Source organism: Pseudomonas sp. Irchel 3A5 (assembly GCF_900187575.1).
Classification (GTDB): Bacteria; Pseudomonadota; Gammaproteobacteria; order Pseudomonadales; family Pseudomonadaceae; genus Aquipseudomonas; species Aquipseudomonas folii.
In genome coordinates this window covers 186518-210634 of record NZ_FYDU01000001.1, presented here as the reverse complement: position 1 = coordinate 210634, position 24117 = coordinate 186518, and the positions used below count along the sequence as shown (strand labels likewise).

Genomic DNA, 24117 nt, shown 5'->3' with positions numbered 1-24117 from the left:
GCTTCGCGACAGCGCTGTGTCAGGGCACAGAGCGATCTCCTACAGATTTCTGTAACCGGCTTTAATCCAGTCGCAACTCCGGCGGCTCTGGCTGATCCTTCGCCGCAGGTTTGACCGGCTCCGCAGATTCCAGCTTGAGCGGCCCGCTCGGTTTTGGCTCTTCGTCCGTCGGCACCAGCTTGTATTCCTGCCCGCTGAGATTCTTGAGGTAAACCTCCATCTGCCGGAACGAGATGTTGATGTGCTGCTTCTTGAATTCTTTATTGATGAAGCGGTTGATCTCGTCGAGCACCGGGTTACGGTCGCCCAGGTCGCGCACGTGCATGCGCAACTCATGATCCAGCGTGCTTTCGCCGAAGTTCAGGAAGTACACAATCGGCTCCGGGTCCTTGAGCACTCGCGGATTATCCCGTGCGGCCTTGAGCAGCAGGGTACGAACCAGATCCAGGTCGGAACCGTAGTCGACGCCGAGCTTGAGGGTCACCCGGGTGATGGTGTCGGTCAGCGACCAGTTGATCAGTTGCCCGGTAATGAACGTCTTGTTCGGGACGATGATGTCCTTTCGGTCAAAGTCGGTAATGGTCGTGGCGCGGATGCGGATCTTGCTGACCGTGCCCGACAGGTTACCAATCGTAATGGTGTCGCCAATCCGCACGGGACGCTCAAACAGAATCATGATGCCCGAGATGAAGTTGGCGAAGATCTCCTGCATCCCGAAACCGAGGCCGACCGACAGCGCGGCCACGAGCCATTGCAGCTTGTCCCAACTTACGCCTAACGCCGAGAGCGTAGACACAAAGCCGATACCGGCAATGGCATAGGACAGCAAGGTGGTGGTCGCGTAAGCGCTGCCTTGGGCAAGGCTCAAGCGTGACAACACCAGTACCTCAAGCAAGCCGGGCAGGTTACCCGCCAGGACAAAGGTGATGCCGATGATCACCAGTGCGCCAATCATGTCGCCGAGGCTGATCGGCACCATGCTCATGGTAGCGCCGGTACCGCTGGTGTATTCGTACAGGGTGATGTTGTCCAGGTACGAGAACACGGTGATCAGATCCGACCACACCCAGTACAGCGCAGCCACGAAACCGGCCAGCAGTGCCAGACGAATCAGACGCAGCGATTGCTGGTTGACCTGTTCGATATCGAGCGTAGGTTCTTCAACCACCGCATCACCATCGCCTGCCTCTTTGGCAGCCTGACGCTTGGCCAGGGCGCGCTGATAGGCCAGACGTCGTGCCGCCACACTCAGACCGCGCACGAACGCTGCCTCGATGACCAGCCAAAGCATCATCAGGTACAAGGTGTCGATCAGGCGATCACTGAGTTTCAGCGCGGTGTAGTAGTAGCCGAAGCATACTGCGACAAACAGCGCGATGGGCAGCGCAGTAAACGCCAGTCCCATGGTTTTGCGGAACAGCGAAGCGTTGTGATTGCTTGGGCTGGTCAGCAGCAGGCGGCTAAGCAGCCAGGCCATCAGCGCGTAGCAGGTCAGTACCACGCCAATACCCAGAACGTCGTCAGCCAGTGCGGCGGGTTGATGCTCGGCCACCGCGACAACGGCAACCAGCGCCAGCACGACGAGGCCAAGCTTGCGTATCCAGCCCTGAAGGAATTCGACCTGGGCCTTTTCCCAGCGGAAATGCAGCTGTGCCACGCCGCCCGGCGCAAGAATCCGGTACGCGGTGTAGAACACCAGCCACGCCAGTGCAATTTGCAGCAGTGCTTCGCCCAGATTGGCGTTTTGCCCCCGTGCGTCGATTTGCAGGGCGTAACCACACAGGGCCAGCGCCAGCGCAACCGGCATGGCCAGCAGAATATTGATCAGAATCGCCAGCGGTGTTTGCAACTGGCTGTCACGCTTGAAGTGACCTATGTCCGCATGCAGCTTGTTGAGTTTGTTGTAGAGCGCTTTACGTCTCCAGGTCAGCACGCCGATCAATAGCAGCAACGGCAGGAACAGCAACGGTCGCTGGGTCAGTCCATCGCTCAATTCGCTGACGCTTGAGGCCACCGGCAAGGTTGCCACCTGCTTCTGCAGACGCGGCCAGATGCCCTGGAACCACTCCACATCGAGGGGCTTGTTGCTGGGGATCCAGAACATCTGCTCATCCAGCGTCTCGCGCAGGCTGATGGCCGTGCTGACCAATTGCTTCTGGTTGAGCTGCAAGGTGATGGATTCATTGAGCAGCGCGCTGAGTTCGCGGTTCAGGCGCTCCAGCAGATCGCTGCGGGTCACGGCCAGGTCCAGCAAGGTCTTGCGCAACTGTGGAGTAATGTCCGCAGGCTGTTGCGTGGCCAGCAGTTTTTCAACGTAGGCAACCGGGCTGCTCATGGCCTCACGCTGCTGATTGATCTCGAACTGATACAGGCGGATGTCGGCGATTTCGTCCGCCAGACCTTTGTCCAGTTGCAGGTGTGGCAACGACTGCTTCTGTTTATAGAGAATCTTCGACAGCAACAGGCTGCCGCGCAGCACGTTGATCTGCTCGTCCAGCGCCTGATCAGTCTGGGTCAGGTTGTCCAGCTGTTGTTTGGTCTTGAGGTTCTGCTGGGTCAGTTCGTTGAGGCGGTCGGTGCCGCGTAGCAAATAGTCGGAGAGCTTGAGGTTGGCGGCGCTTTCGGTCGCCAGCAGGCTGCTGCTACCGGCTTTCTGCGCTTCCAGAGACAGCTGCGTCACGGTCTGCTGCGACTGGGCGCGGCGCTTGTCGTTGATCAGGGTTTGCAGCTCCTGGATTTCCTGCTCCTGGCGGCTGACCTTTTCTACCAGCAGGTCATGCTGGCTGTTGCCCAGATCCTGCAACTGGCTGTTGCCCGCCAGTTCCTGACGGCGCAACACGTTCAAGGCATTGATCGACGCCAGCTCAGCGTTGAGCTGATTGCGTTGTTCGGGGCTTAGGTTCTTACCGTTGTCTTTGCCCAGCTTGAGAATGGTGTTGATTTGCTGGATGCGGTTCTGGTTGTTACTGATTTCAGCTTGAGCGCGTTCAGGACGAGTCTGTGCGGTGATGACCATGCTGCTGGCATCGCTCAAGGCTTTTTGTAACTCGCCTTGCAGGGTGCTGCGTTCGCTGAGCATGTTTTCCAGCTGCGGCACGTCAAGACTGCCATAGCGCTGGGCAACGGGGATGATTTTGCTGCCTTTGAGGCGCGTCAGTTCCCGCTGGTTTTCGGAGATCTGCTTCTGTGCATCGTTCAGTTGCTGCTTGAGCGCAGTGAGCTTCTTCTCGTTATCGCTTTTGCTGTCGATAAAGCCCAGGGTCTGTTCCAGCACCTGTTGCAGGGCTTTTTGGTCGGCGTCCGGCAGTTTGCGGTCGGCGATCTTGTCCAGGCTCTGCTGCACGGCCTCGCGCGTGGGTGGATCGGCAGCCAGTACCGGAAAAGAAGACAGGCACAAGCCGAGCAGGATGGCAGCAAAGAAATTACGCAGGGGCAACATAGACACCGGTCGAGCTGATCGAATAGAAGGGCAGTTTAGAGGAACAACCCAGGGCCTGGGTTGCTTCCTTCGGGGAATCTGACGCCGACTTTGAGGATCTTGTTCCCCTCCATCACAGCAACTGTCCAAATAGTTCCATTCCATTCGATCTGATCGCCGACAATCGGCTCGCCGCGATTCTTCTGCACAATGAACTGGCTCAGCGGCATGTTGCCGTCCTGCCCATCCAGTTTCAGACCGTACAAGGCAGCAACCGCGCTCAGTTGAGCGTCACCTTCCAGTACGAAGTCGCCGAAGAAGCGCAGGTCCAGACCGCGTTGCGGCGCCTGGCTGAACAGTTTGCCCAAGGCTGGCAGGTCATGTTCGTGACCGATGACACACAGCAGATCATCGACTTCCAGTGTTGTACTACCCGACGGGTGAAGCAGTTGCTGGCCGCGGAACAGGGCGGCGATGCGCGTGCCTTCGGGCATTTTCAGTTCGCGCAGGGCGGCACCGATACACCATTTTTCTGCACCAAGACGGTAGACGAACAACTCCCACTCGCTGGTGACGTGGACTTCCAGCGGCGCGCGGGAAATCGGTGCAGGCTCGGGCGGAACGGTCACTTTGAGCAGCTTCGCCACCCACGGCAGGCTGGTGCCTTGAACCAACAGCGAAACCAGCACGATAAAGAACGCCAGGTTGAAGTACAGCTGCGCGTTCGGCAGGTTGGCCATGAGTGGGAACACCGCCAGAATGATCGGTACTGCACCGCGCAAGCCCACCCAGGCAATAAACGCCTTTTCGCGGCCGTGGAACGCTTTGAACGGCAGCAATCCCACCATTACCGAAAGCGGGCGCGCGACGAGAATCATCCACAATGCCAGGCCCAGTGCCGGGATCGCGATCGGCAGCAGGTCGTGGGGCGTGACCAACAGGCCCAACACCAGAAACATACCGATCTGTGCGAGCCAGGCCATGCCGTCAAGCATGTGCAAAATACCGTGACGGCTGCGGATCGGGCGGTTGCCCATGACCAGACCACACAGGTAAACCGCCAGAAAACCGCTGCCGTGGATGGCGTTGGTCAGGGCAAACACGGCCAAACCGCCAGAAATAACGAGAATCGGATACAGACCGGTCGCCAGATTGATGCGGTTGACCAGCTGCAACATGAGCCAGCCCCCGCCCAGGCCAATCACGCCGCCGATACCGAATTCGCGAATCAGATGGACCAACAGGCTCCATTCCAGATTGGTCTGGCCGTTGGCGAGCATGCCGATCAGGGTCACGGTGAGGAACACCGCCATCGGGTCATTACTGCCGGATTCTATTTCAAGGCTGGCGGTTACCCGCTCATTCAGGCCTTTGCCGCCCAGCAGGGAAAACACCGCCGCCGCGTCCGTTGAGCCGACGATCGCGCCGATCAACAGGCCCTGAATCATGTTCAAATTAAACAGCCAGGCCGCGACCATGCCTGTCAGAGCCGTAGTAATAAGGACTCCGACGGTTGCGAGGGACAGCGCTGGCCACAACGCTACCCGGAAACTGGATACCCTCGTGCGCAACCCGCCGTCGAGCAAAATCACCGCCAGCGCGAGGTTGCCCACCAGATAGGCGGTGGCGTAGTTGTCGAAAATAATTCCGCCGCCATCCACGCCCGCAACCATACCGACCGCCAGGATGATCACCAGAATCGGGATGCCCAGACGTGAGGAAATCGAACTGACCAGAATGCTTGCACCTACCAGCAACGCGCCGATCAAGAACAGGCTGTTGATGGTTGTGGCATCCAAGGGCATTTCTCCATGCAGAAAGGTCGATAAGAAAATAAAGGTGGCACGTCATGACCATGCAGTCACCGTGCCAACGGATTCTAACCTGTTGAATTGGTTGGCTGTCAAAGCATTGCTGTTGATTGGCTGAACAGAGGTGTTTATCGCCTGTAGGGATGCCGCAACCGGGCGGATGCAACCCTGAATACTGACGTGGGACCGGCTTTAGCCGGGAAGACTGCGTTGTTGACGATAAAGACATTGTGAATGTACCGGCCCCTTCCCGGCTAAAGCCGGTCCCACTTCGTATTATCCGTCTGCGGAAAACATACATAAGTACCGCCAACCCCCGCATCGAACCTGATCACGTGCATGCTTTTCTTACTCAAGGAAAGCCACATGCATCGTCCACCTGTTGAACCCGCATTAACCTTTACCCAAGGCACTGCCGACGCCCGCTACCTGACGGATGAGCAGCAGCTCAAGCAGATCGCCCGGCAATTTGTCGAGGACTACCCCGATATCCATGGCACGGCGTATGCCCAGGCCAGCAAGCTGCTGCTGACGCACACTGGCAAGCGCCTGGACCCGGAAAAAGTCTATTGGCACCGCTTTCACAACGCGATGAGCAGCCCGCGAACGTTTACCGGCTGGCAACATTCGGGAATGCCCTATGAGTCGATGAATTTTGTCGAGTTGCTGCTTCGGCGCTTCACTGCACATGACCAACTGGCCAGCGACGAGCTTCAGCTCTATGGCGGCTTTTACACGGATGGCCCCGCGCACGGCGTGTTCGATGAACGCAATGAAGTGCGCTTATTGCCCATGCAGGTCATGAATGACTTCTGGGCGCTGGATTTCAACCAGTTGTTTCAGGCTCGAATGGACAGCTTCTGGGTGCAGCACAGCGACAATTTTTGCACGCTGGCCCGCTCACGCTTTCTGGCCGCCGCCGGTCAGCAACTGCGCGCGGGCCAGCTTACGCTGAGCCAATTCAAAAACCTCATGGGCGCAGTGGTTGGCAAGCTTGAACCGGTCATGACCCTTTCTACCCTGCACACCAGGATCAATGCGCCCCGCGGTATAACCTTGCGCTCCTTCGATATCGGCGGTTACCCGTGCAGTGAAAGTTTTCGCGTGGTGAATGATACGGGTTGGCAGATTCTTTATTTTCCCGCTGATGAACAGCCCTTTCATGTGTTTGCCTCCGATAGCGACCTTTATCACTGGGTGCAACGCTGCTTGAGTCAGCCAGCAACGCGCTTGGCTTTCATGGCGCTGTTTTTGCGCACTCATTCCGCACAGCAACAGCATCAGGCGCAATTCGATGACAATGCCCAGCGGATAGTGCAGACACCCTGGGTCGCCGGACAACGTCTGATCAATTCCAGCAGCAGGACCATTCCCGGAAATGCTTTCGAGTATTTGCGCGACCTCGCCAGGCAGCAGTTGCAAGAAGATGCACGCGTTCTGCTGACGTCCAACTCAGACCTGCGTAAACGCATGTGGATGGGGTATCTGGATGCGTTCATCAGCGTTTTCGGCAGTTTTGCCCCACTGGGATGGCCGATGGCGTTGACATTGGTAGGCGCTGGAGCCGCCAACGTCGGGTTGAGAACCGATCAGGCTATTAATGGGAAAAGTGCCAGGGAGCGTAAGGCCGGTCTCGTCGGCGCAATATTCAATGCGATATTTCTGCTCTTCAACCTGCCAACCCTGGTGGGGCTCAGCAGGGCGGCGAGCGTCCGTCCGGTCAGCGAGCCCGCTGGCGTGGAAGCGTCTGCAACAGAAAGCAGCGGTATCACGCCTTCGAACGAGATGATCCCGCTGGTAGACATTCGCGACCCACTTGAAGGGCTGGAGGGCAACGTAATATTGGCTGCCGATGCGCCGACGGCGGTCGGGCGCATGCAGGGCATTCAGCAGTTGGCGAACGGTGAAACCTGGATCAACCTCAATGACATGCCTTACCGGGTGCTCTACAGCGATGAACTCAATAGCTGGCGTATCGTCGACCCCACCCACGCAACTGACAGCAATGTTGTTCGGGCAGTACGGCTGAATGCGTTGCAGGAGTGGGAACTGGTGGATCAGCCGGAAGGCTCCGTTACGCTGCCGACAGCAAATCCGCTGTCGCCCACCAAACCCTACGCGACAGTGCGTTCGTCCTTTTGGGACATCCACATGCAGTTCAATCTGCCGGAAGAAGAGCGTTTCTCTCAAATGGCGCTGGCGCGACAGGAAGCGGTAATCAATGTACGTGAGGTACACGCCGATGACCTGATGCTGGAGACGCCGACGGGCTCAAGGGTCGTCATAGACAGCAGCGGCAACGAGCATTGGGTCTTCAAAGCCGCGAACGGAGATTTTGCGGGCGATCGTATCAAGCCTTATAGCGTCAGGGATTCGATGTTCAATCAGTTCTTGCGCACGGGATCCTCACAGGGCGAAGGGCAGGCAGGGCTGATCGAAGATCTGGCGGATGACCTGCTTGAGGTGGGGCGTAACAACGATGTGAACCTTTATCGTGGCGGTAGCGCATTGCGGGGCACCTCGGGACATTTTTTCCGCAGTGGCCGGATCAAGGCCGGGAATGTTCTGGTCACCACTGATATCACCTCATTCAGCGAAAACCCCTTCATCGCTCGCGTCTTTTGCAGCAGTCAGGCAGGGCAGGATTCGGCAGCCTTCGCGCTGACCCACGAGCAGATCACCTTTGACGACAGCGCAGTGGTCTTTGAACTGCCAGCAAAACATTATCTGGGGGGCATACCGGTGGCTCTTTTTTCCGCGACTCCGCAGGAGGCCGAATCGATCTTCATGCCCGGACACTACTTCCTGATCGACGGTATCCAGGAAGTCACCGGCCTCAACTTCAAGTTCATGAGGGTTCAGCTCACTGAAATTCCTCAGCCCAAGACCTGGCACGTGCTGCTTGATATGCGCACCGGCGAGCCTTTCAGCCGCGAGCAGTACGCAGCGAAGCTGGGTGATGAAGGCAAGCCGCTGGTTGACCGATTCTTCCCTGCGCCTGATGAGGCATTGAGCGTCTAGCCGGGTTTTCCATTCCTGATGGTTGAGTGCCTATTCTGCGACGCTCTGGAGAAACCCGATCGTTGATCAATTCCCACGATGCGTCGCAGAGTTTGTAACGCTACGTTATGCGGGCCACCAGCCAATCGTGGCGGTAATTCCAACCGCATCGACTTTTCGTAGAAACCCTGAAGAAATATGTTTACTGGCCTGTGTAGAACAGCTCTTATAATGAGTAGAGAGAAAAGCATAACCGGGGTGGCAATCTTATGATCTACAGCAGGCTGAAAATCCACAAGCTAAAAAGTCTTTTATCATAAGGCTGGATACATTATGCAAACCCTCAGAACCTATGTAAGAAAAACGCATCTCGCGTCTTTTTTCTTATTTGTTTTTATGTTGTTTGTTTTGGTGGCTTACTCGACTGCCTTCAATCTGTTCGATGATTCTGATTGTAATAACTATAATCACACGGAAAAGTTAAATGGAGGTACGAAAAAAATCGGCAATGAAACGTTCCTGATAACTATTTGCGGGGCCGGGGTAAATAATAGTCTTTTTGATGGCGATGGTATGGAAAGGGTCCGATTGACCATTTTCGACGATCAAGGCGAACTGTTAGCCAGAAGATATTATAAGGTTTTTTGGGACGGCCAGCCCGGACATGAACCGCTGAAGGTTTTCGAAAACAGTATTATCTATCAAGATGACATGGGGCAGAAAGACCATACAATCACGATGCCTCCCACACGTCTGGAATGGATGAGGGCAAGACTCCCCCTGTAACTATCGTTCCTTCGCTCTGGAGAGGACAGATCCTTGATCGATTCCCACGATGCGTGCCTCCAGCCAATCACGGCGGCAATTCTACCCGCACCAACTTCTTGTACAAACCTGGTAGGGTAACCTGACAGGTTGACGTTCCATGTCGAACACATCAGTTTCCTGTATGGACATTAGATCCTCAAAAGCATCACTGCCGTTTTTATCTATAAGTTTCTTTTCAATGTCATAAATTGCAAAACATTGTAGCCAGCTTATTTTGACTTCATCAAAAATCAATTCTTCAAAATGGCCATCGTTCTATAAAAAAGGTACGCAGAGATATAGGTGAGGCATCTTGGTTCTTGGACAGTATTCATCAACAGCGTTTTCCACGCTAGGCATCTTGAGTGCTTCCAGTAAAATTTGAAGGCTGAAGTATCGATTCATAAATAGATCGCAGTTGCTTGGCGTACTGCTTAGAGTTAGGTATTCTGATTTTCTTCAAGTAAGACTCTAGCCTCTCCGGTTGGGATTTAAGGATGTGTAGTTCAATCAGGTAGATATTTAGAAAGTTTCTATAGAAGGGAAGAGTCTCTACTAGAACGTCATCCTCATCTTCACTATGTCTTCCTTCCTGCTGGTTCTCAGTTCCTTCTATACCTTTCAGTTTCGCAATCACGTAAATCCCGCAAAAAAGCGTGTCACTGGCGATTTCTTCAAGATCTTTTATGGTCGCACTTGCCGCGTTGATGTTTTCGATGTCATATTCCAGTAATGTGTCAGAGATGACTTTATCACTCACCGCTAGTTTCAGGTTTTGAACCATTTGCTCCAGGAGGTTTGAATAAATCTCCCCCTCAATCCAGCTTCGAGCATTTTGCAGGCTTACCATAGGTCTACTCCTTTAATTATATTTACAAGCCTATAATATGTGTGTCTAATTTTATCGGTGGTCTCGTGCTTCGATGGTGTCAGATTAAGAATATACTTGTAAAGGCTTTATAGTTCTCTCCAATCCAGCCGGACCCTGCCTGATAAGCCACCGATTTCAGGGTGATAACATCTGGGCGTGTTTTACGCATTGTTAAAGAGCATTCGGTCGAATCCGGCTTGGTGTCAGGTTTGATATGTAAATTTTTTAATGTCAGTCGATGTCTAAAAAATCGTCATTATCCATGTAGTAGTTCAAAGCTTGAATGATAATATTCGTGTCTGCAGTTTTTTTCTGATTGTATATATTGCTTAAGACATCATTGAATTGCTCTCCGTAGTACAGGAGTTCAAGCTCGTTGGAGGTCACAAACTCGCTGTAAATCTCTTTGTCGTTTATAATTATTGGGTAGTGATCCAAATAACAGATTGTTTCAGGTGTTATGGTCTCTATTTCCTCCTGCGTGTACAGGCACAGATCGTCTATCATCGCTGATCCAGGTGTTAATGCCTTGATCAAGTCTGCAATGACGATAGGGTTGCCAATGCTTAAAGTGTTCATCAGTATGCTCCACCCTCTCACTCATTTATCAAAGAGCAACCAACGCCCTTGTTTTCGTACAGGCACTTTTAAGGCGAAAGCTAGAATTCTAGTTTCGCGTCGTAAAAACTTTGCTCGATATCAATAAAGCTTATGCCTTTTAAGTTTTCTGACTCTATAGCTCGTTTTAGGCTCGGAGAAAAAACATATTCATTCATTAGCATTTCGCCGCAAATAAAAAAATCTAAATCAATGTCCTTCTTCTCAATGACAAATTTTGTTATCGAGTCGTAAATGTATCTGTCATCGTGGTAGATGTCTTTTTCAGGCAGGTTTGTACTCGGGTCTTTTCTGGTTTCATAAACGGCGTTCTTTTGGTCCAGCAAGCTCCTTATTTCTCGGCTGCGCAGAAGATAGTACTTTTTCGGTGGTGTGGGTGATTTGCATCCTTGAAGGTGGACGCGGATTTCCACGGTATCAATTCTGCCATGGCGGAAAAGCTTAATTATTTTCAGCATTTTTTCAGAGCAGATGAATTCGCTACCGAAATAAAAGAAATCGGTCTCCAGGTTTTTGTGCCTGGCAAGGAACTCGAGGAGGGTTCCCGGCTGAGGAAATCTTGAGTCTGAAAAGTCATTCGAATTCCAGTGATGGGGTTGAAGCTCCCCATAAATACCGCCCTCAGGACAGCCTTTACCACCCGATTTATAGTTGATTAAAAACACCATTGCCCCCTTGGCATAGCGTTCCAACATTGCTGATTTTTTACATTGCTATCTGGGATGTTCACTCGCCGCCTGTCTATAGATTCAGCGCCAGTGCAGTTCCATGTCCAAGAGCCTTCCTTCTGTGACAGCAGTATCAAGCTTTGCGACATCACTTTCTACCAGCGTCGAATAGTCTCATGGGTATTCCCAACCCCCGGTCGATTCAGGTTTTATACGAAAAATACTGCCGCACACAACCCAGGGTGCAAGCCAAGGTGACCATAGCTGCGAAGCTTTTGACCAGCTTGTCGTAACGAGTGCCTATTCTGCGGTCCACCGATTTTCGTACAAAATCTGATCATCGAGTCATAGCTGCGAAGCTCATCGCAGGTAGGTAATTAAGTACTGCACATCCTCCATCCTTTGCTGATTGGATAAGCACTCAATGCATCCAAAGGAATGGAAAAAATGGCGTCTAAAACAACTGGTTTTGACCGTGCAGCACTTCACCAACGTCGCTCCAGCGATGAGTCCCGGCTCAAGAGAATGGCGCGCCGGTTCCTCAGTGACTACCCCGATATTCACGGGCAAGCCTATGTTCAAGCACGCAGGATCCTGAAAAAACACTCCGCCGTGCACCTCGACCCGGACAAGGTGTACTGGCATCGCTTTACAGACGGCACCCGCTCCAGCCCTCGGACTTTCACTGGGTGGGAGCATGTTGGTCAGCCCGCCGAGTCCATGACGCTGGTGGAACTGGTCATGCACCGCTTCAGCGCTCAGGACCAGGATGCAACGCCCGGCACGCTGCAACAAATGGGCGGCTTCTACACTGATGGGCCAGAGTGCCGGGTTTTCAATGAGCGCAACGAAGTCCCTCTTCTGCCCCGTGATGTGCTGAATGATTTCTGGGCCGCAGATTTTGCGTCCACCTACAAAAGCGCAGTGACGCACTTCTGGGCCGCGCATGGCGAGAACTTCCGCACCCTTGCCAAGGCGCATTTTCTCGCCGCTGCCGCCAACGCGAAGCGGGCCGGCAGGTTACAGGACGGACAGTACCGGACAGTTATCCATGCAGTGGCGTCTTCAGTGCCGGATGTCATGACTGGCGCGTTGCTCCGTGCGCGTATCACTCCGCAACCGGGCATTACGTTTCGTAGTTTCGACATTGGAGAGTACATCGCCCATGACATTGTTCGAATTGTCGATGGCAGTGGCGTCCAGATTCTGTATATGCCCGCGCAGAGGCCCGCTTTTCATTTCTTTGCCTCTGAAGCTGCGTTGCAAAGCTGGGTGTTGGGACAATGCGCAACTGATGTGTCGCGCTCGGCTTTCACGCTGCATTTCTTTTCCTCGCAGGCGGCAAAGGAGCAGGACGGTGGAGTCTTTGACAGTTGGATCGGACAACTGCAACGGCATGAATGGTCCGATCAAAAAGTCATCAATCGCGTCGATCATGAGATTGTCACAGATGTGTTTGAGCATCTGCGTGAACTCGCTCAGGCCAACATGAATGCGCAGGCGCATCTGCTGCTGACGTCGAACTCCGACCTGCGCAAGCAGATGATGATGGGGTATCTAAACGCCTTCACTCAGGTGTTCGACGGGATCGCGCCATTGGCGTGGCCATTGACCCTGACCCTCGTGGGCGCCGCTCTCACCAATGTCGGCCTGAGCATTGATCAGGCCCTTAACGGCAACACGTCGAGACTGCGCAAGGCCGGGGTGATCAGCGCCATTCTGAATTCGGTTTTTGTGGTGTTCAACCTGCCGGATCTGGCGGGGGCGGGCGCCGCGTTGTCGGACTCGGGTGCTGTGATTGAGACGGTGGAGGACTGGGTGCCCGCTTATAACAGCGAAGCGTCGTTGGCCGAACTGCGCGGTAACGTGATTCTGGATGAAGACATCGTTGATGTCTCCGGACATATGCGAGGCATCAGGGTGCGGGCTAACGGTGAAACGTGGATTGAAATCCACAATCTGCCCTATCGCGTTTCATACAACAGCTCGCTGCGAACCTGGACCATCGTCGACCCTGAAAACCCGTTTGCCTTTTTTGGCTTCAAACCGGTGCGACTCAATGCGCACGATGACTGGGAGCTGTTGGCTCCACCTCAGCTGGCAGGGGGCTCTCCACTCGATGACGTCTCAGGTTCAACGTCGCCGTCTGCGCCTCAGTCTCACTCGATGGTCTCGACCAAATCCGCGTTCTGGGACACCTACATGCGCTTTGATCTGCTCGAAGAGGAGCGACTTTCCAAGATCGCCCTTGCACGACAGAAAGCGGTAGTGGATGACTGCGTTCGCGAGTACGACCCAGACTCGGATTTCGACTCGGACATGGACACCGGTGGCTTCATCAAAACCGATGAGGACGGTAACAGGCTGTTGGTTGACGCCTGGGGCGACGAGCATCGGTTGTTCAAAACCGAGGGGGAATACATGGGTGGGCGCGTATCGGATTACACGGCACGCGACGCAGATTTCAACGTCTACCTGCGCACCGGCGAATCGACACTCCCCAATCAGATCGAAATGATCGAAGAACTTGCCGAGGATATCGACAGCATCGGTTGCAACAACGACGTTGACCTCTATCGCGGCGGCAGTGGCCATCGCAGTACGTCGGGCATTACGTTTCGTAGCGGGAAGATCAAGGCAGGGGATATTCTGGTCAACACCGACTTCACCTCCTTCAGCGAAAACCCCTACGTGGCGCGCATCTTTTCCAGCAGCCAGGGCGGCGTGCAGTCGCATATTTTTCAGTTACACATCAACGACGGTGCCGTGATCAGGTTCGACGACACATCCATCGTTTTCGAATTGCCGAGCAAGACCTATCGCACGGCAACGCCTATATCGCCATTTTCGGGCGATTGGGAGGAGGCCGAATCAGTCTTCAAGCCCGGTACCTATTTCAGGATCGAAAGCATTGAGGAAGTAGTGGGCGAGCATTTCAAATTCATCAAAGTGCGCTTGAGCGAGAGCCCGGCAGGTCGGCATCGCACAGGAGAGCCAGCAGGCCGGATCTTTGACCTGCGCACCGGCGAGCCTTTCAGTCGCGAACAGTACGCCGCGAAACTCGGACCGCAGGGCGCATCGCTGCTGGAGTTGTTCTTCCCGTCGGCGACCTGATTCAGAACCAGTCGTCCTGCATGGCCAGACACAGGTCATCACGAGACTCAAGAATCGCCAACTCGTGATGACAGCCCGGTATTTCCCACGTCAGGAAGTATCGGGCGGCCTGCAGTTTGCCCTGATAAAAAACCTTATCGGCCTCGCTGCCGTCAGCGAGGCCTTGCTGTGCGTGAATCGCCTGTTCCAGCCACCGCCAGCCGATCACCGTATGACCGAACACCTTGAGGTACAGCGCCGAGTTCGCCAGGGTCGCGTTCACTTTTCCTAGCGCCAGATCACCCAGCAGGCCGAGTGTCACGGCTTGCAGGCGCGCCACCAATTGCTCCAGTGGTTGGCGTAATTCGGTCAATGCTTCATGTGCTTGAGCGCGTTGCGAGGTTTCGGCAATCAGCCGCAATAACTGTTTAAGACCTGCACCACCGTTTTGTGCCAGCTTGCGGCCCAACAGGTCCAGTGACTGGATACCGTTGGTGCCTTCGTGGATCGGGTTCAGACGATTGTCACGGTAATACTGCTCCACCGGGTATTCCCGTGTGTAGCCGTGACCGCCAAGAATCTGAATCGCCAGCTCGTTGGCTTTCAGGCAAAACTCCGATGGCCAGGCTTTGACGATGGGCGTGAGCAAGTCCAGCAACTGCTGTGCTTGCTGACGAACCTCTTCGGTCTCGCCGGTGGTGGTATCGTCGAACAGCCGAGCGGCATACAGGCCTAGATCGAAAGCGCCTTCCACGTAAGCTTTTTGAGTCAGCAGCATGCGCTTGACGTCGGCGTGCTGAATGATCGGCACAGGGTTGCTATCCGGGCTTTTACTGTCTGGCAGACGTCCTTGTGGCCGCTCGCGAGCGTAATCCAGCGAATACAGATAACCCGCGTAACCGAGCATGACCGCGCCCATGCCTACACCGATTCGCGCCTCGTTCATCATCTGGAACATACAGTTCAGGCCCTGATGCGGCTTGCCCACCAGATAACCCACACAGTGACCGTTATCGCCGAAATTAAGCGCCGTTGATGTGGTACCACGCCAGCCCATCTTGTGGAACAGCCCAGCCAGAACCACATCGTTACGCGGGCCGAGGCTGCCGTCTTCGTTAACCAGAAATTTGGGCACGATAAACAGCGAAATACCTTTGACTCCGGCAGGCGCATCCGGGAGCTTGGCGAGCACCATGTGCACGATATTTTCAGACAGCTGATGATCGCCGCCGGAGATAAAAATCTTGTTGCCGCGCAGACGATAGCTACCGTCGTCAAAAGGCTCGGCGCGGGTGCGAATGTCTGAGAGTGATGAACCCGCGTGGGGCTCGGTCAGGGCCATGGTGCCGAAAAAGCGGCCTTCAATCATCGGTTGCAGGAAGCGCTGTTTCTGCTCGTCGCTGCCAAAGCTTTCGATCAGGTTTGCAGCGCCCATGGTCAGGAACGGATAAGCCGTAGAGCCTGCATTCGCAGCCTGGAAATGGGCAAAGCAGGCTTGCGACAAAAGTGTCGGCAACTGCATCCCGCCGTCCTCGAAGCTGCGCGCTGCATTTAGAAAGCCCGCCTCAAGAAACGCATCAACGGCAGGTTTGACCTCGGGGATCAGAATCGCCTCGCCATTTTCATAGCGAGGCTCGTTTTCATCGGCCTTGCGGTTGTGTGGCGCGAAGTATTTTTCGGCAATGGTACGGGCAGTGCCGATCGCCGCATCGAATGTCTCGCGGTTGTGCTCGGCAAACCGCTCACGCCGTGTCAGCGCTTCGGCGTCCAGCACTTCGTAAAGCTCGAAAGCCAGATTGCGGGAACTGAGCAGCAACTCGGACATGACCCTGTACCTTTTTGTGGGAGTGGGTTGAGTCTAAGCGTGTGTGTTTGGGCTGCACAGGATGATTGATTTGGGTGATGGTGGGGGAAAGCAGGCGTGAGGCTGCTTGGCAGGCGCTGCTCATCAAAAAAATTTAATCACCTGATCTGGAATGCTTTTCTGTAGGAGCTGCCGAAGGCTGCGAAGCATTTCTCCTGATACACCGCGATCGCAGCCTTCGGCAGCTCCTACAGGCCCAGTGTTTGCTGCGAGACAGCGCCGCGTCAGGTAGGAGGCAACTTGTTGCCGAGACGACCTGTCTGGCTGGAATTTATCGAGCTTCAACTCCCGCTAATGAGCGATCCAGTTCGGTCCGGGCCATGCCGATCAGGTGAACGACGGAGAAGGCCAGGTCGCGTTTCGGGCCGTTTAGGCTGTCGCCGGATTCGTAGGCGGTTGCTGCTGCGCAGCGTAGGAGTTCGGAGACGTGTAGCAAGGATTTTTCGAGTGAAGTTTGCGATGTGACTGGCGTTACTGTTGTCATGGTGAGTATCTCTCTGGGGCCACCTTTCAAACGCTGCTAAACGAATAAGGGGTGGCGGCTTTGTCGCGGGTTAGCAGACCGGGTACCCACCAAAACCGGCGCGCCCGAAGGCGCCCCGCGCAAAGCCGCCATAAACGGTGTTGTTGCGCGGTGGATACGGCAGGCTGCTAAACCCGATCACTGATGAGCAGTGACCGACGCAGCCTAGAGAGACGAGAACACCCACGCAACGGGGTCAGGAGTCTCTAGGAAGTTTCACGCAGAAGAAAGGGAGAAGCCTGTCGGAAACGCCCAATTTACAGGGCGTTTCGTTAGCGAAAGTAACCGGGTTGCTGTGGGATATTCCCGCATCCCACCCCCGCGCTGTCGTGGGACCGGCTTCAGCCGGGAAGAGTCCAGCGCAGTCACTGATGTCTGGTTGTCAGGAAAACCGCCTTCCATCCTAAAAGCCAGCTCCCCGTCCGGTGTATAGAAAAAGAGAGATAGCTGCAAGAAACGCGACCCCTAGAGCATCTACAGGGCGTAAGTAACCTGAAATAAGAAGGAGCATTTTTATTAAAGGTGAGCGGGTAGTCTTCTGAGTCATAGATTAGTTTGGCATCAGTAAAGTAGCTAATTCTTCTAAGGGAGGGCTAGCTGGTTGTTATCTAAGAAATTTATGTCTGAAGGTCGGGCTTGGCTGTTTTTGCACGTTAATGCTTGCCAAGTTATGCTCGGAATGCGTTCGGATAGTCCGGCGTGAACTTTACAAGAGTTTGATCATGACAAGTGTTGGAGATATAAAAAAGGCGCGAATCTATGACGTTGATCCACCGGGGCTGGAGTTTCCGTCCTCTGTTGGGGGCGTAGCGCTGGTTATTGACTCCCCTCGTTCGGGCGATGATTTAAAAATCTATATTCGAGGGTTTCTGAGTCCGGAGTTTACGAAAACCATTACGAATGCTGTTTTTCCGCTGACGGAACCCGTACCGCAGAATCTAATTGATGCAAACGCTGGGTCGTTATTGCAATTTCAGTACTCAATCACGGATCCTCGCGCCGGTATTACTTTGCTCTCGGGGCTGACCTATATGCAGACCTGATTTGTCCAGTAACTGGACTTTGTGAATCGTTTATTGTGAAGTTTTCGCGCTCTGTAGCCGCGGCCGCTTTGTGTTTGCTGCTGCGCTCTTATGCGGGAAACAAAAAACTCGTGGGACCGGATTTAGCCGGGAAGAGGCCGGGACAGACGCTGAATTTTCATCAGTAGAAACACCGCCTTCCCGGCTAATGCCAGTCCCATGTCGTCAATCAGCTTGCGGACAAGCATAGAGTCCGCCACAGAATTAACTGACGTGGGACCGGCTTTAGCCGGGAAGAGGCCGGGGGAGACGCTGAATTTTCATCAGTAGAAACACCGCCTTCCCGGCTAAAGCCGGTCCCACGTCGTCAATCAGCTTGCGGACAAGCATAGAATCCGCCACAGAATTCACTGACGTGGGACCGGCTTTAGCCGGGAAGAGGCCGGGGCAGACGCTGATTTTTTATCTGCAGAAACACCGCCATCCCGGCTAAAGCCGGTTCCCACGTCGTCAATCAGCTTTGCGGACAAGCATAGAATCTCCCACAGAATTCACTGACGTGGGACCGGCTTTAGCCGGGAAGAGGCCGGGGCAGACGTTGATTTTTTATCTGCAGAAACACCGCCTTCCCGGCTAAAGCCGGTCCCACGTCGTCAATCAGCTTGCGGCCGAATATAGAATCTCCTGCAGTGAGCAGGGCTTACGCCAGCAACCTCAGCAGCGTAGTGATCGAGCCCGATGTTCCGCCAATTAGGATCTTGCCATCAGGCTGGACCATCACGCCTTTCACGAACCCGATCTGGTCGTCAGTAAAGGTGATTGAGCCTGCGCCGTCATGACCGAACTCGATGTCCAGCAAACCATCAGGCAGGTAGCGGGTCAGCTGGTTTCCAGTCATCACCCCGCGATTAGCCACCAGGATTCTGCCATCGGCGTGCAGTGTCATGTCTTCGCCTACCTCGCCAGGCATGCGCAATGGTTCGCCGCGGTTGAATGTGGCGTCGATTCGGCCTGTGGCGGTCAGGCGAATCAGATAGCTGGCCGCACCAATATCGGAGCCGGAGCCGTTGATGAGTGCAAGGATTTTACCATCGGGCAATTCAATCACTCGGCGGCAAGCGCTGTAGCGAGCATTGACCATCCTGATGGAATACACGCCGGCGTTGGCAAAATCTTGATCCAGTTGCCCCGTGCGGTTCATACGCAGGATATAGCCCTCATTGCCAACTTCCCCGGCCAGATAAAACGACCAGCTATCAGCACATCGCGCCATGTGCAATGTAGACACATAACTATTGCCAGTCAGGAAAGTTGCTTTCCCCCCTATACCAAACTCAGGCTCTTCAGTTTCGTCGTTGCGGCAATAAATCACACCACCATTACGGTCTGAGGAGGCCAGCAGGACCGCATCACCCATCCCCAATACTCGTGGGGTGGAGTATTGCGGCCCCTCGGCCAAATCCATGAAGTACATGAGTCGCCCTTCGTGGTCATATCTGAGCAGCGGAAGTTGGCTGGACGCTGCACCTGTGACAAAGAAGGATCCATCAGACAGCCTGGCGATGCTACTGGCGCTCGTTGCCAGAATGCTTGGAGGTGCGATGGTCAGGCCATCCTGCCGGTCGCCGAAGCGGGTGTCGAAGTTACCGTTGAGGAAAAGCGAGGCAACGCCCGGAATGGACAACTGCGGTGTTTGTCGCTCGTAGGCCCCATAGATCATCAGTCTTAGCCCTGATTCATCGGTGGTGACGCTCGACAGATCATTGCGAAAGTTGCCTGGCGGGCGAACATCGAGTTTACCGTTTTCACCAAATTCAGGGTCAAGTTCAGTTCTTTGATTTTGAGTCATTAGTTAATTCTCTAGTTGCGGTAATTATATATTTTCGAAAGAGGTTTTTGATCAATCGATAATGCGTTTAATCACAGCAGATAAAAGAATTCAACGCTTTTCTCAAAGCTGATTGTTCAGCGTTTACTGAAAGTTTTTCCGGTGGGTTCTGAAGTATGTAAAGCTCATTTTGTAGCGAATCAATAAGTGCCTTAGTTGTCAAGAAATCAAATTATGGGCAATAAAAAAGAGAGCCTGCGCTCTCTTTTTTATTGTTGGTCAGCCCATCAACCGATGGTCATCAAGCTCGCATTACCGCCCGCAGCTGCGGTGTTGACGCTCAATGCGCGCTCTATCACCAGACGCTCCAGCGCAACGTTGGTTTCGCCATGGGACAAACCGTTGACGCCGACGATGGCACCCGGGCGCAGGGCCACTTGCTCGCATACTGCGCGTAATTGGTCCGAGTCGCCGTGGTGCAGAACAGCGTCGATCAGCACCTCGTCTTTGGTCCAGTCAGCCACTAGCTTTATGCGCGCTTGAACTTCTTTTGGCAGGCGAGCGCGTAGCGGTTTGCCAAGCGAGTTATCAGACCAGATCGCTGTGCTACCCACTGCCAGAACGGCAGCCAGTTGAATCAGCAGATCGCTTTCTGCCTCGGCCAGGCACAGCACATGTTCGCGCGGCAAGATGCTGTAGCTGTTGCGCTCGCCGGTCGGGCCAGCCAGCAGGCGAGTCACGCCGCTTTGCGATTGCACGGCGAACTGGCTGCAGAGCTGGTCCAGGTCGGCTTGCTGATTGCCGGTTGCCCAGGTTTTCAGCGCCTGCAACGGCTGGCTCAAGGCGTCGCGCATGCGGGTGTCAGGTGCTACCAGCGCATCGCCGCGCACAAACGATTGCTCAATAGCGTCGACCGGACGGGTCGAGAGCAGACGATACAGGTACAACGGCCCGCCCGCTTTAGGCCCCGTACCCGACAGACCTTCGCCGCCGAACGGTTGCACGCCGACCACGGCACCGACGATGTTGCGGTTAACGTAAACGTTGCCCGCGTTGACGTTGTCGATGACTTTGGCAATGGTCTCGTCGATACGAGTATGTACGCCGAGCGTCAGGCCGTAACCGGAGGCGTTGATCTGGCCGATCAACTGGTCCAGTTCCTTGCGCTTGTAGCGAACCACGTGCAGCACCGGGCCGAAGATCTCACTTTGCAGCTCATCGAAGCTTTCCAGCTCGATCAGGGTTGGCATCACGTAGGTGCCGCGCTTGATTTCTTCGCCGTCGGCGATTGCAACTTGGTAGACCGTACGGCCTTTATCGCGCATGCCTTGAATGTGTTTATCGATGCCCGCCTTGGCTTCAGCGTCGATCACCGGGCCGATGTCCACAGACAAACGTTCCGGGTTACCTAGACGGCACTCCGCCATGGCACCTTTGAGCATTTCGATGACACGGTCAGCGGAATCTTCCTGCAGGCAAAGCACACGCAGGGCGGAGCAGCGCTGACCGGCGCTGTCGAACGCGGAAGACACCACATCAATGACCACTTGCTCGGTGAGCGCCGAGGAGTCGACGATCATCGCGTTCTGACCACCGGTTTCAGCGATGAGCGGGATCGGGCGACCCTGGGCATCAAGCCGACCGGCGATGTTGCGTTGCAGCAGGCGGGCGACCTCAGTCGAACCGGTGAACATCACGCCTTTGACGCGATCATCGCCGACCAGGCGCGCGCCAACCGTTTCGCCGCGGCCGGGTAGCAATTGCAGCACGCCTTCGGGGATGCCCGCTTCCAGCAGAATGCGAACGGCTTGTGCGGCAACCAGTGGCGTTTGTTCCGCTGGTTTGGCCAGCACTGGGTTACCGGCGGCGAGTGCAGCTGCGACTTGACCGCTGAAGATCGCCAGCGGGAAGTTCCACGGGCTGATACACACCACTGGCCCCAATGGGCGATGGGCGTCATTGCTGAAGTCATTGCGTGCCTGCACCGCGTAGTAGCGCAGGAAGTCCACCGCTTCGCGGACTTCAGCGATAGCGTTGGCGAAGGTCTTGCCCGCCTCGCGAGCCAGCAGGCCCATCAGTGGCTGAATCTCGGCCTCCATCAGGTCGGCGGCACGCTCCAGGATAGCCGCGCGTTCGGCCGGCGGAGTGGCTTGCCAGATCGGGCCGGAGCTCAGGGCGCAGAGCAGGGCATTGTCGACATCTTCCAGGCTGGCTTCCTGCACATGACCGACCACATCACGCAGATCGGATGGGTTCAGCAGCGGGGTTGTCGTGCCTTCGCTGGCGGGGCTGCCGAGCATTGGCGCAGCTTTCCAGTCGTTGTGCGCGGTGGCCAGGAGGGCGGAAGACAACGAGCCCAGACGGTGTTCGTTGGCCAGGTCGATACCGCTGGAGTTGGCGCGTTCAGAGCCATACAGATCGCGCGGCAACGGAATGCGCGGGTGCGGCAGACCGAAGCCACCTTCCTGAGTCGCCATGCGCTCGATGCTGGCTACTGGATCAGCCACCAGTTCCTGAATGGAGATGGACTGATCGGCAATCCGGTTGACGAAGGAGGTGTTAGCGCCGTTTTCCAGCAGGCGACGCACCAGATAAGCCAGCAGCGTTTCGTGGGTGCCTACCGGGGCATACACGCGGCACGGTCGGTTCAGCTTGCCATCGGCAACCTTGCCCACCACTTGTTCGTAAAGCGGTTCGCCCATGCCGTGGAGGCACTGGAATTCGTACTGGCCGGGGTAATAGTTCTGACCGGCGATATGGTAAATGGCCGACAGCGTATGGGCATTGTGCGTGGCGAATTGCGGATAGATGACTTCCGGCACCGACAGCAGTTTGCGGGCGCAGGCGATGTAGGAAACGTCGGTGTACACCTTGCGGGTATAGACCGGATAGCCTTCCAGACCTTCGACCTGGGCACGCTTGATTTCGCTGTCCCAGTAAGCGCCTTTCACCAGTCGAATCATCAGGCGGTGGCGACTGCGACGGGCCAGATCGATCACGTAGTCGATCACATACGGGCAGCGCTTCTGGTAAGCCTGGATGACAAAGCCAATCCCGTTCCAGCCCGTCAGTTGCGGCTCGAAGCACAGGCGTTCAAGCAGATCCAGCGACAGCTCAAGGCGATCGGCTTCTTCGGCGTCGATGTTCAGGCCGATGTCGTATTGCTTGGCCAGCAGCGTCAGCGACAGCAGGCGCGGGTACAACTCTTCCATGACGCGTTCGTACTGGGCGCGGCTGTAACGCGGGTGCAGCGCCGACAGCTTGATGGAGATACCCGGGCCTTCGTAAATGCCACGACCATGAGAGGCTTTGCCGATGGAGTGGATCGCTTGTTCGTAAGAGGCCAGGTATTTCTGTGCGTCGTGCTCGGTGAGTGCGGCTTCGCCGAGCATGTCGTAGGAATAACGGAAGCCTTTGGCTTCAAAACGGCTGGCGTTGGCCAGGGCTTCGCCGATGGTTTCGCCGGTGACGAACTGCTCGCCCATGAGACGCATGGCCATGTCCACACCCTTGCGGATCATCGGCTCGCCGCTCTTGCCGATGATGCGGCTCAGGGATGAGGTCAACCCGGCTTCGTTGTGGGTCGAGACCAGCTTACCCGTCAGCAGCAGCCCCCACGTCGCAGCGTTGACGAACAGCGAGGGGCTGTTGCCCAGGTGTGGGTGCCAGTTGCCGGTGCTGATCTTGTCGCGGATCAACGCGTCGCGGGTGCCTTTGTCCGGGATACGCAGTAGGGCTTCGGCCAGGCACATCAAAGCGACGCCTTCCTGAGACGACAGCGAAAATTCCTGTAGCAGGCCCTGAACGATTCCTGCACGACCGCCAGCGCTTTTCTGATTGCGCAGTTTCTCGGCGATGGTCGCGGCGAGCTTGTTGGTGGCTTCTGCCATCGCTACCGGCAGGCGTGCCTGTTCGATGAGCATCGGCACCACTTCCGGCTCCGGGCGACGGTAAGCAGCGGTGATTGCGGCGCGGAGCACCGACTGCGGCAGGATGCTTTCAGCAAACTCAAGGAAGCACTGATGAGCGGCGTCTACAGGCAATTCGCCGTGATCATCGCCGTCCTTGCTTGCAGTGCCACTGAGTTCGGAAAGGGTTGCACCACCTTCGAGCTTTTCCAGGTAATTGAAAATCGCCTGTTTGATGAGCCAGTGCGGAGTCCGGTCAATGGACTGAGCGGCTGCTTTCAATCGCTCGCGGGTCGGGTCGTCAAGTTTGACACCCAGCGTGGTGGTGGCCATGTGTTGTCCTCATCGTGCCACTGCAACGTGGCCTTGGTTGTCGGACAAGATTAGCCATGAGTGGGGTGAGGTGCAACCGGGTGCAACCCTTTTTTCAATGAATATTTTTTGGCTGCTGTAGCTGGGCAGTCACATGCAAATCGGTCCGCACAACGAAGGTGCTGTCGGCGTTATGCGACGAATTGGCTGCTCTGGAACGGGGCGAAACTTGTAAGGTCCAGCGCCCGGTTGGGGAGTGGTGCAACTTTTTGTCGGAAAACAGGTTGCACCTTTGGCCGCAGGTTGAATAGGATGCTCCGCTTTGGTGCGAGGATAATCGAGAGTCGTTCGCGTGGGGCTTGCAGATCGTTCGT

Annotated in this window: 13 protein-coding genes and 2 pseudogenes; 4 read left to right on the top strand and 11 right to left on the bottom strand. The window is 55.3% G+C overall.

Annotated elements, in window-relative coordinates; translation table 11 throughout:
- Window positions 1-61 precede the first annotated feature (61 nt).
- Together mscK and CKW31_RS00750 are read right to left on the bottom strand one after the other, a co-directional pair.
- Window positions 62-3439, bottom strand: coding sequence for a mechanosensitive channel MscK (mscK, locus tag CKW31_RS00755; protein ID WP_095092447.1), 3378 nt, complete (start codon window positions 3437-3439; stop codon window positions 62-64).
- Between the two features lie 35 nt (window positions 3440-3474).
- A complete protein-coding gene (locus tag CKW31_RS00750) occupies window positions 3475-5217 on the bottom strand; it encodes a potassium/proton antiporter (protein ID WP_095092893.1) in 1743 nt (580 codons plus the stop codon).
- Between the two features lie 378 nt (window positions 5218-5595).
- On the opposite strand from CKW31_RS00750, the gene CKW31_RS00745 reads away from it, so the two are divergent.
- Window positions 5596-8250 (top strand): dermonecrotic toxin domain-containing protein, encoded by a 2655-nt coding sequence (locus CKW31_RS00745; protein WP_256582454.1) that lies wholly within the window; start codon window positions 5596-5598, stop codon window positions 8248-8250.
- Between the two features lie 312 nt (window positions 8251-8562).
- The gene (locus tag CKW31_RS00740) at window positions 8563-9015 is read left to right on the top strand and encodes a hypothetical protein (RefSeq protein WP_095092446.1); all 453 of its coding nucleotides are present in this window, start codon (window positions 8563-8565) and stop codon (window positions 9013-9015) included.
- Window positions 9016-9096: 81 nt separating this feature from the next.
- Here CKW31_RS00740 and CKW31_RS00735 read toward each other — a convergent pair.
- From CKW31_RS00735 to CKW31_RS00715, 5 genes and pseudogenes are all read right to left on the bottom strand, one after another.
- Window positions 9097-9297 (bottom strand): annotated as a pseudogene (locus CKW31_RS00735) (suppressor of fused domain protein); the annotation flags it as partial.
- Between the two features lie 91 nt (window positions 9298-9388).
- Window positions 9389-9886, bottom strand: a complete 498-nt coding sequence (locus tag CKW31_RS00730; protein WP_095092445.1) for a hypothetical protein — start codon at window positions 9884-9886, stop codon at window positions 9389-9391.
- 252 nt (window positions 9887-10138) lie between these two features.
- Window positions 10139-10486, bottom strand: a complete 348-nt coding sequence (locus tag CKW31_RS00725) for a hypothetical protein (RefSeq protein WP_095092444.1) — start codon at window positions 10484-10486, stop codon at window positions 10139-10141.
- An 80-nt stretch (window positions 10487-10566) separates the two neighbouring features.
- Window positions 10567-11220 carry an Imm43 family immunity protein gene (locus CKW31_RS00720; protein WP_095092443.1) on the bottom strand — a complete coding sequence of 218 codons (654 nt, stop codon included), beginning with the start codon at window positions 11218-11220 and terminating at the stop codon, window positions 10567-10569.
- A gap of 175 nt (window positions 11221-11395) precedes the next feature.
- Window positions 11396-11503, bottom strand: a pseudogene (locus CKW31_RS00715) (IS5/IS1182 family transposase); the annotation flags it as partial.
- Between the two features lie 137 nt (window positions 11504-11640).
- On the opposite strand from CKW31_RS00715, the gene CKW31_RS00710 reads away from it, so the two are divergent.
- Window positions 11641-14307 carry a dermonecrotic toxin domain-containing protein gene (locus CKW31_RS00710; RefSeq protein ID WP_095092442.1) on the top strand — a complete coding sequence of 889 codons (2667 nt, stop codon included), beginning with the start codon at window positions 11641-11643 and terminating at the stop codon, window positions 14305-14307.
- A 1-nt stretch (window position 14308) separates the two neighbouring features.
- Here the strand turns inward: CKW31_RS00710 and CKW31_RS00705 are convergent, their stop codons facing one another.
- Window positions 14309-16111 (bottom strand): acyl-CoA dehydrogenase, encoded by a 1803-nt coding sequence (locus tag CKW31_RS00705; protein ID WP_095092441.1) that lies wholly within the window; start codon window positions 16109-16111, stop codon window positions 14309-14311.
- 310 nt (window positions 16112-16421) lie between these two features.
- Window positions 16422-16634 (bottom strand): DUF6124 family protein, encoded by a 213-nt coding sequence (locus CKW31_RS30000; RefSeq protein WP_095092440.1) that lies wholly within the window; start codon window positions 16632-16634, stop codon window positions 16422-16424.
- A gap of 761 nt (window positions 16635-17395) precedes the next feature.
- On the opposite strand from CKW31_RS30000, the gene CKW31_RS00695 reads away from it, so the two are divergent.
- Window positions 17396-17716 carry a hypothetical protein gene (locus CKW31_RS00695; RefSeq protein WP_095092439.1) on the top strand — a complete coding sequence of 107 codons (321 nt, stop codon included), beginning with the start codon at window positions 17396-17398 and terminating at the stop codon, window positions 17714-17716.
- Window positions 17717-18395: 679 nt separating this feature from the next.
- On the opposite strand, the gene CKW31_RS00690 is transcribed toward CKW31_RS00695, so the two are convergent.
- Both CKW31_RS00690 and putA read right to left on the bottom strand, forming a co-directional pair.
- Window positions 18396-19544, bottom strand: coding sequence for a hypothetical protein (locus CKW31_RS00690; RefSeq protein WP_095092438.1), 1149 nt, complete (start codon window positions 19542-19544; stop codon window positions 18396-18398).
- Window positions 19545-19810: 266 nt separating this feature from the next.
- Entirely contained in the window at window positions 19811-23764 is a 3954-nt protein-coding gene (gene putA, locus CKW31_RS00685) for a trifunctional transcriptional regulator/proline dehydrogenase/L-glutamate gamma-semialdehyde dehydrogenase (RefSeq protein ID WP_095092437.1), read from the bottom strand.
- Window positions 23765-24117 lie beyond the last annotated feature (353 nt).

Excerpts from the sequence above, each read along its gene's own strand:
- mscK (WP_095092447.1), bottom strand. The coding sequence starts at position 3,439 with ATGTTGCCCCTGCGTAATTTCTTTGCTGCCATCCTGCTCGGCTTGTGC.
- CKW31_RS00725 (WP_095092444.1), bottom strand. The coding sequence starts at position 10,486 with ATGAACACTTTAAGCATTGGCAACCCTATCGTCATTGCAGACTTGATC.
- putA (WP_095092437.1), bottom strand. The coding sequence starts at position 23,764 with ATGGCCACCACCACGCTGGGTGTCAAACTTGACGACCCGACCCGCGAG.
- CKW31_RS00695 (WP_095092439.1), top strand. The coding sequence starts at position 17,396 with ATGACAAGTGTTGGAGATATAAAAAAGGCGCGAATCTATGACGTTGAT.
- CKW31_RS00720 (WP_095092443.1), bottom strand. The coding sequence starts at position 11,220 with ATGTTGGAACGCTATGCCAAGGGGGCAATGGTGTTTTTAATCAACTAT.
- CKW31_RS00710 (WP_095092442.1), top strand. The coding sequence starts at position 11,641 with ATGGCGTCTAAAACAACTGGTTTTGACCGTGCAGCACTTCACCAACGT.
- CKW31_RS30000 (WP_095092440.1), bottom strand. The coding sequence starts at position 16,634 with ATGACAACAGTAACGCCAGTCACATCGCAAACTTCACTCGAAAAATCC.
- CKW31_RS00730 (WP_095092445.1), bottom strand. The coding sequence starts at position 9,886 with ATGGTAAGCCTGCAAAATGCTCGAAGCTGGATTGAGGGGGAGATTTAT.
- CKW31_RS00705 (WP_095092441.1), bottom strand. The coding sequence starts at position 16,111 with ATGTCCGAGTTGCTGCTCAGTTCCCGCAATCTGGCTTTCGAGCTTTAC.
- CKW31_RS00745 (WP_256582454.1), top strand. The coding sequence starts at position 5,596 with ATGCATCGTCCACCTGTTGAACCCGCATTAACCTTTACCCAAGGCACT.
- CKW31_RS00740 (WP_095092446.1), top strand. The coding sequence starts at position 8,563 with ATGCAAACCCTCAGAACCTATGTAAGAAAAACGCATCTCGCGTCTTTT.
- CKW31_RS00690 (WP_095092438.1), bottom strand. The coding sequence starts at position 19,544 with ATGACTCAAAATCAAAGAACTGAACTTGACCCTGAATTTGGTGAAAAC.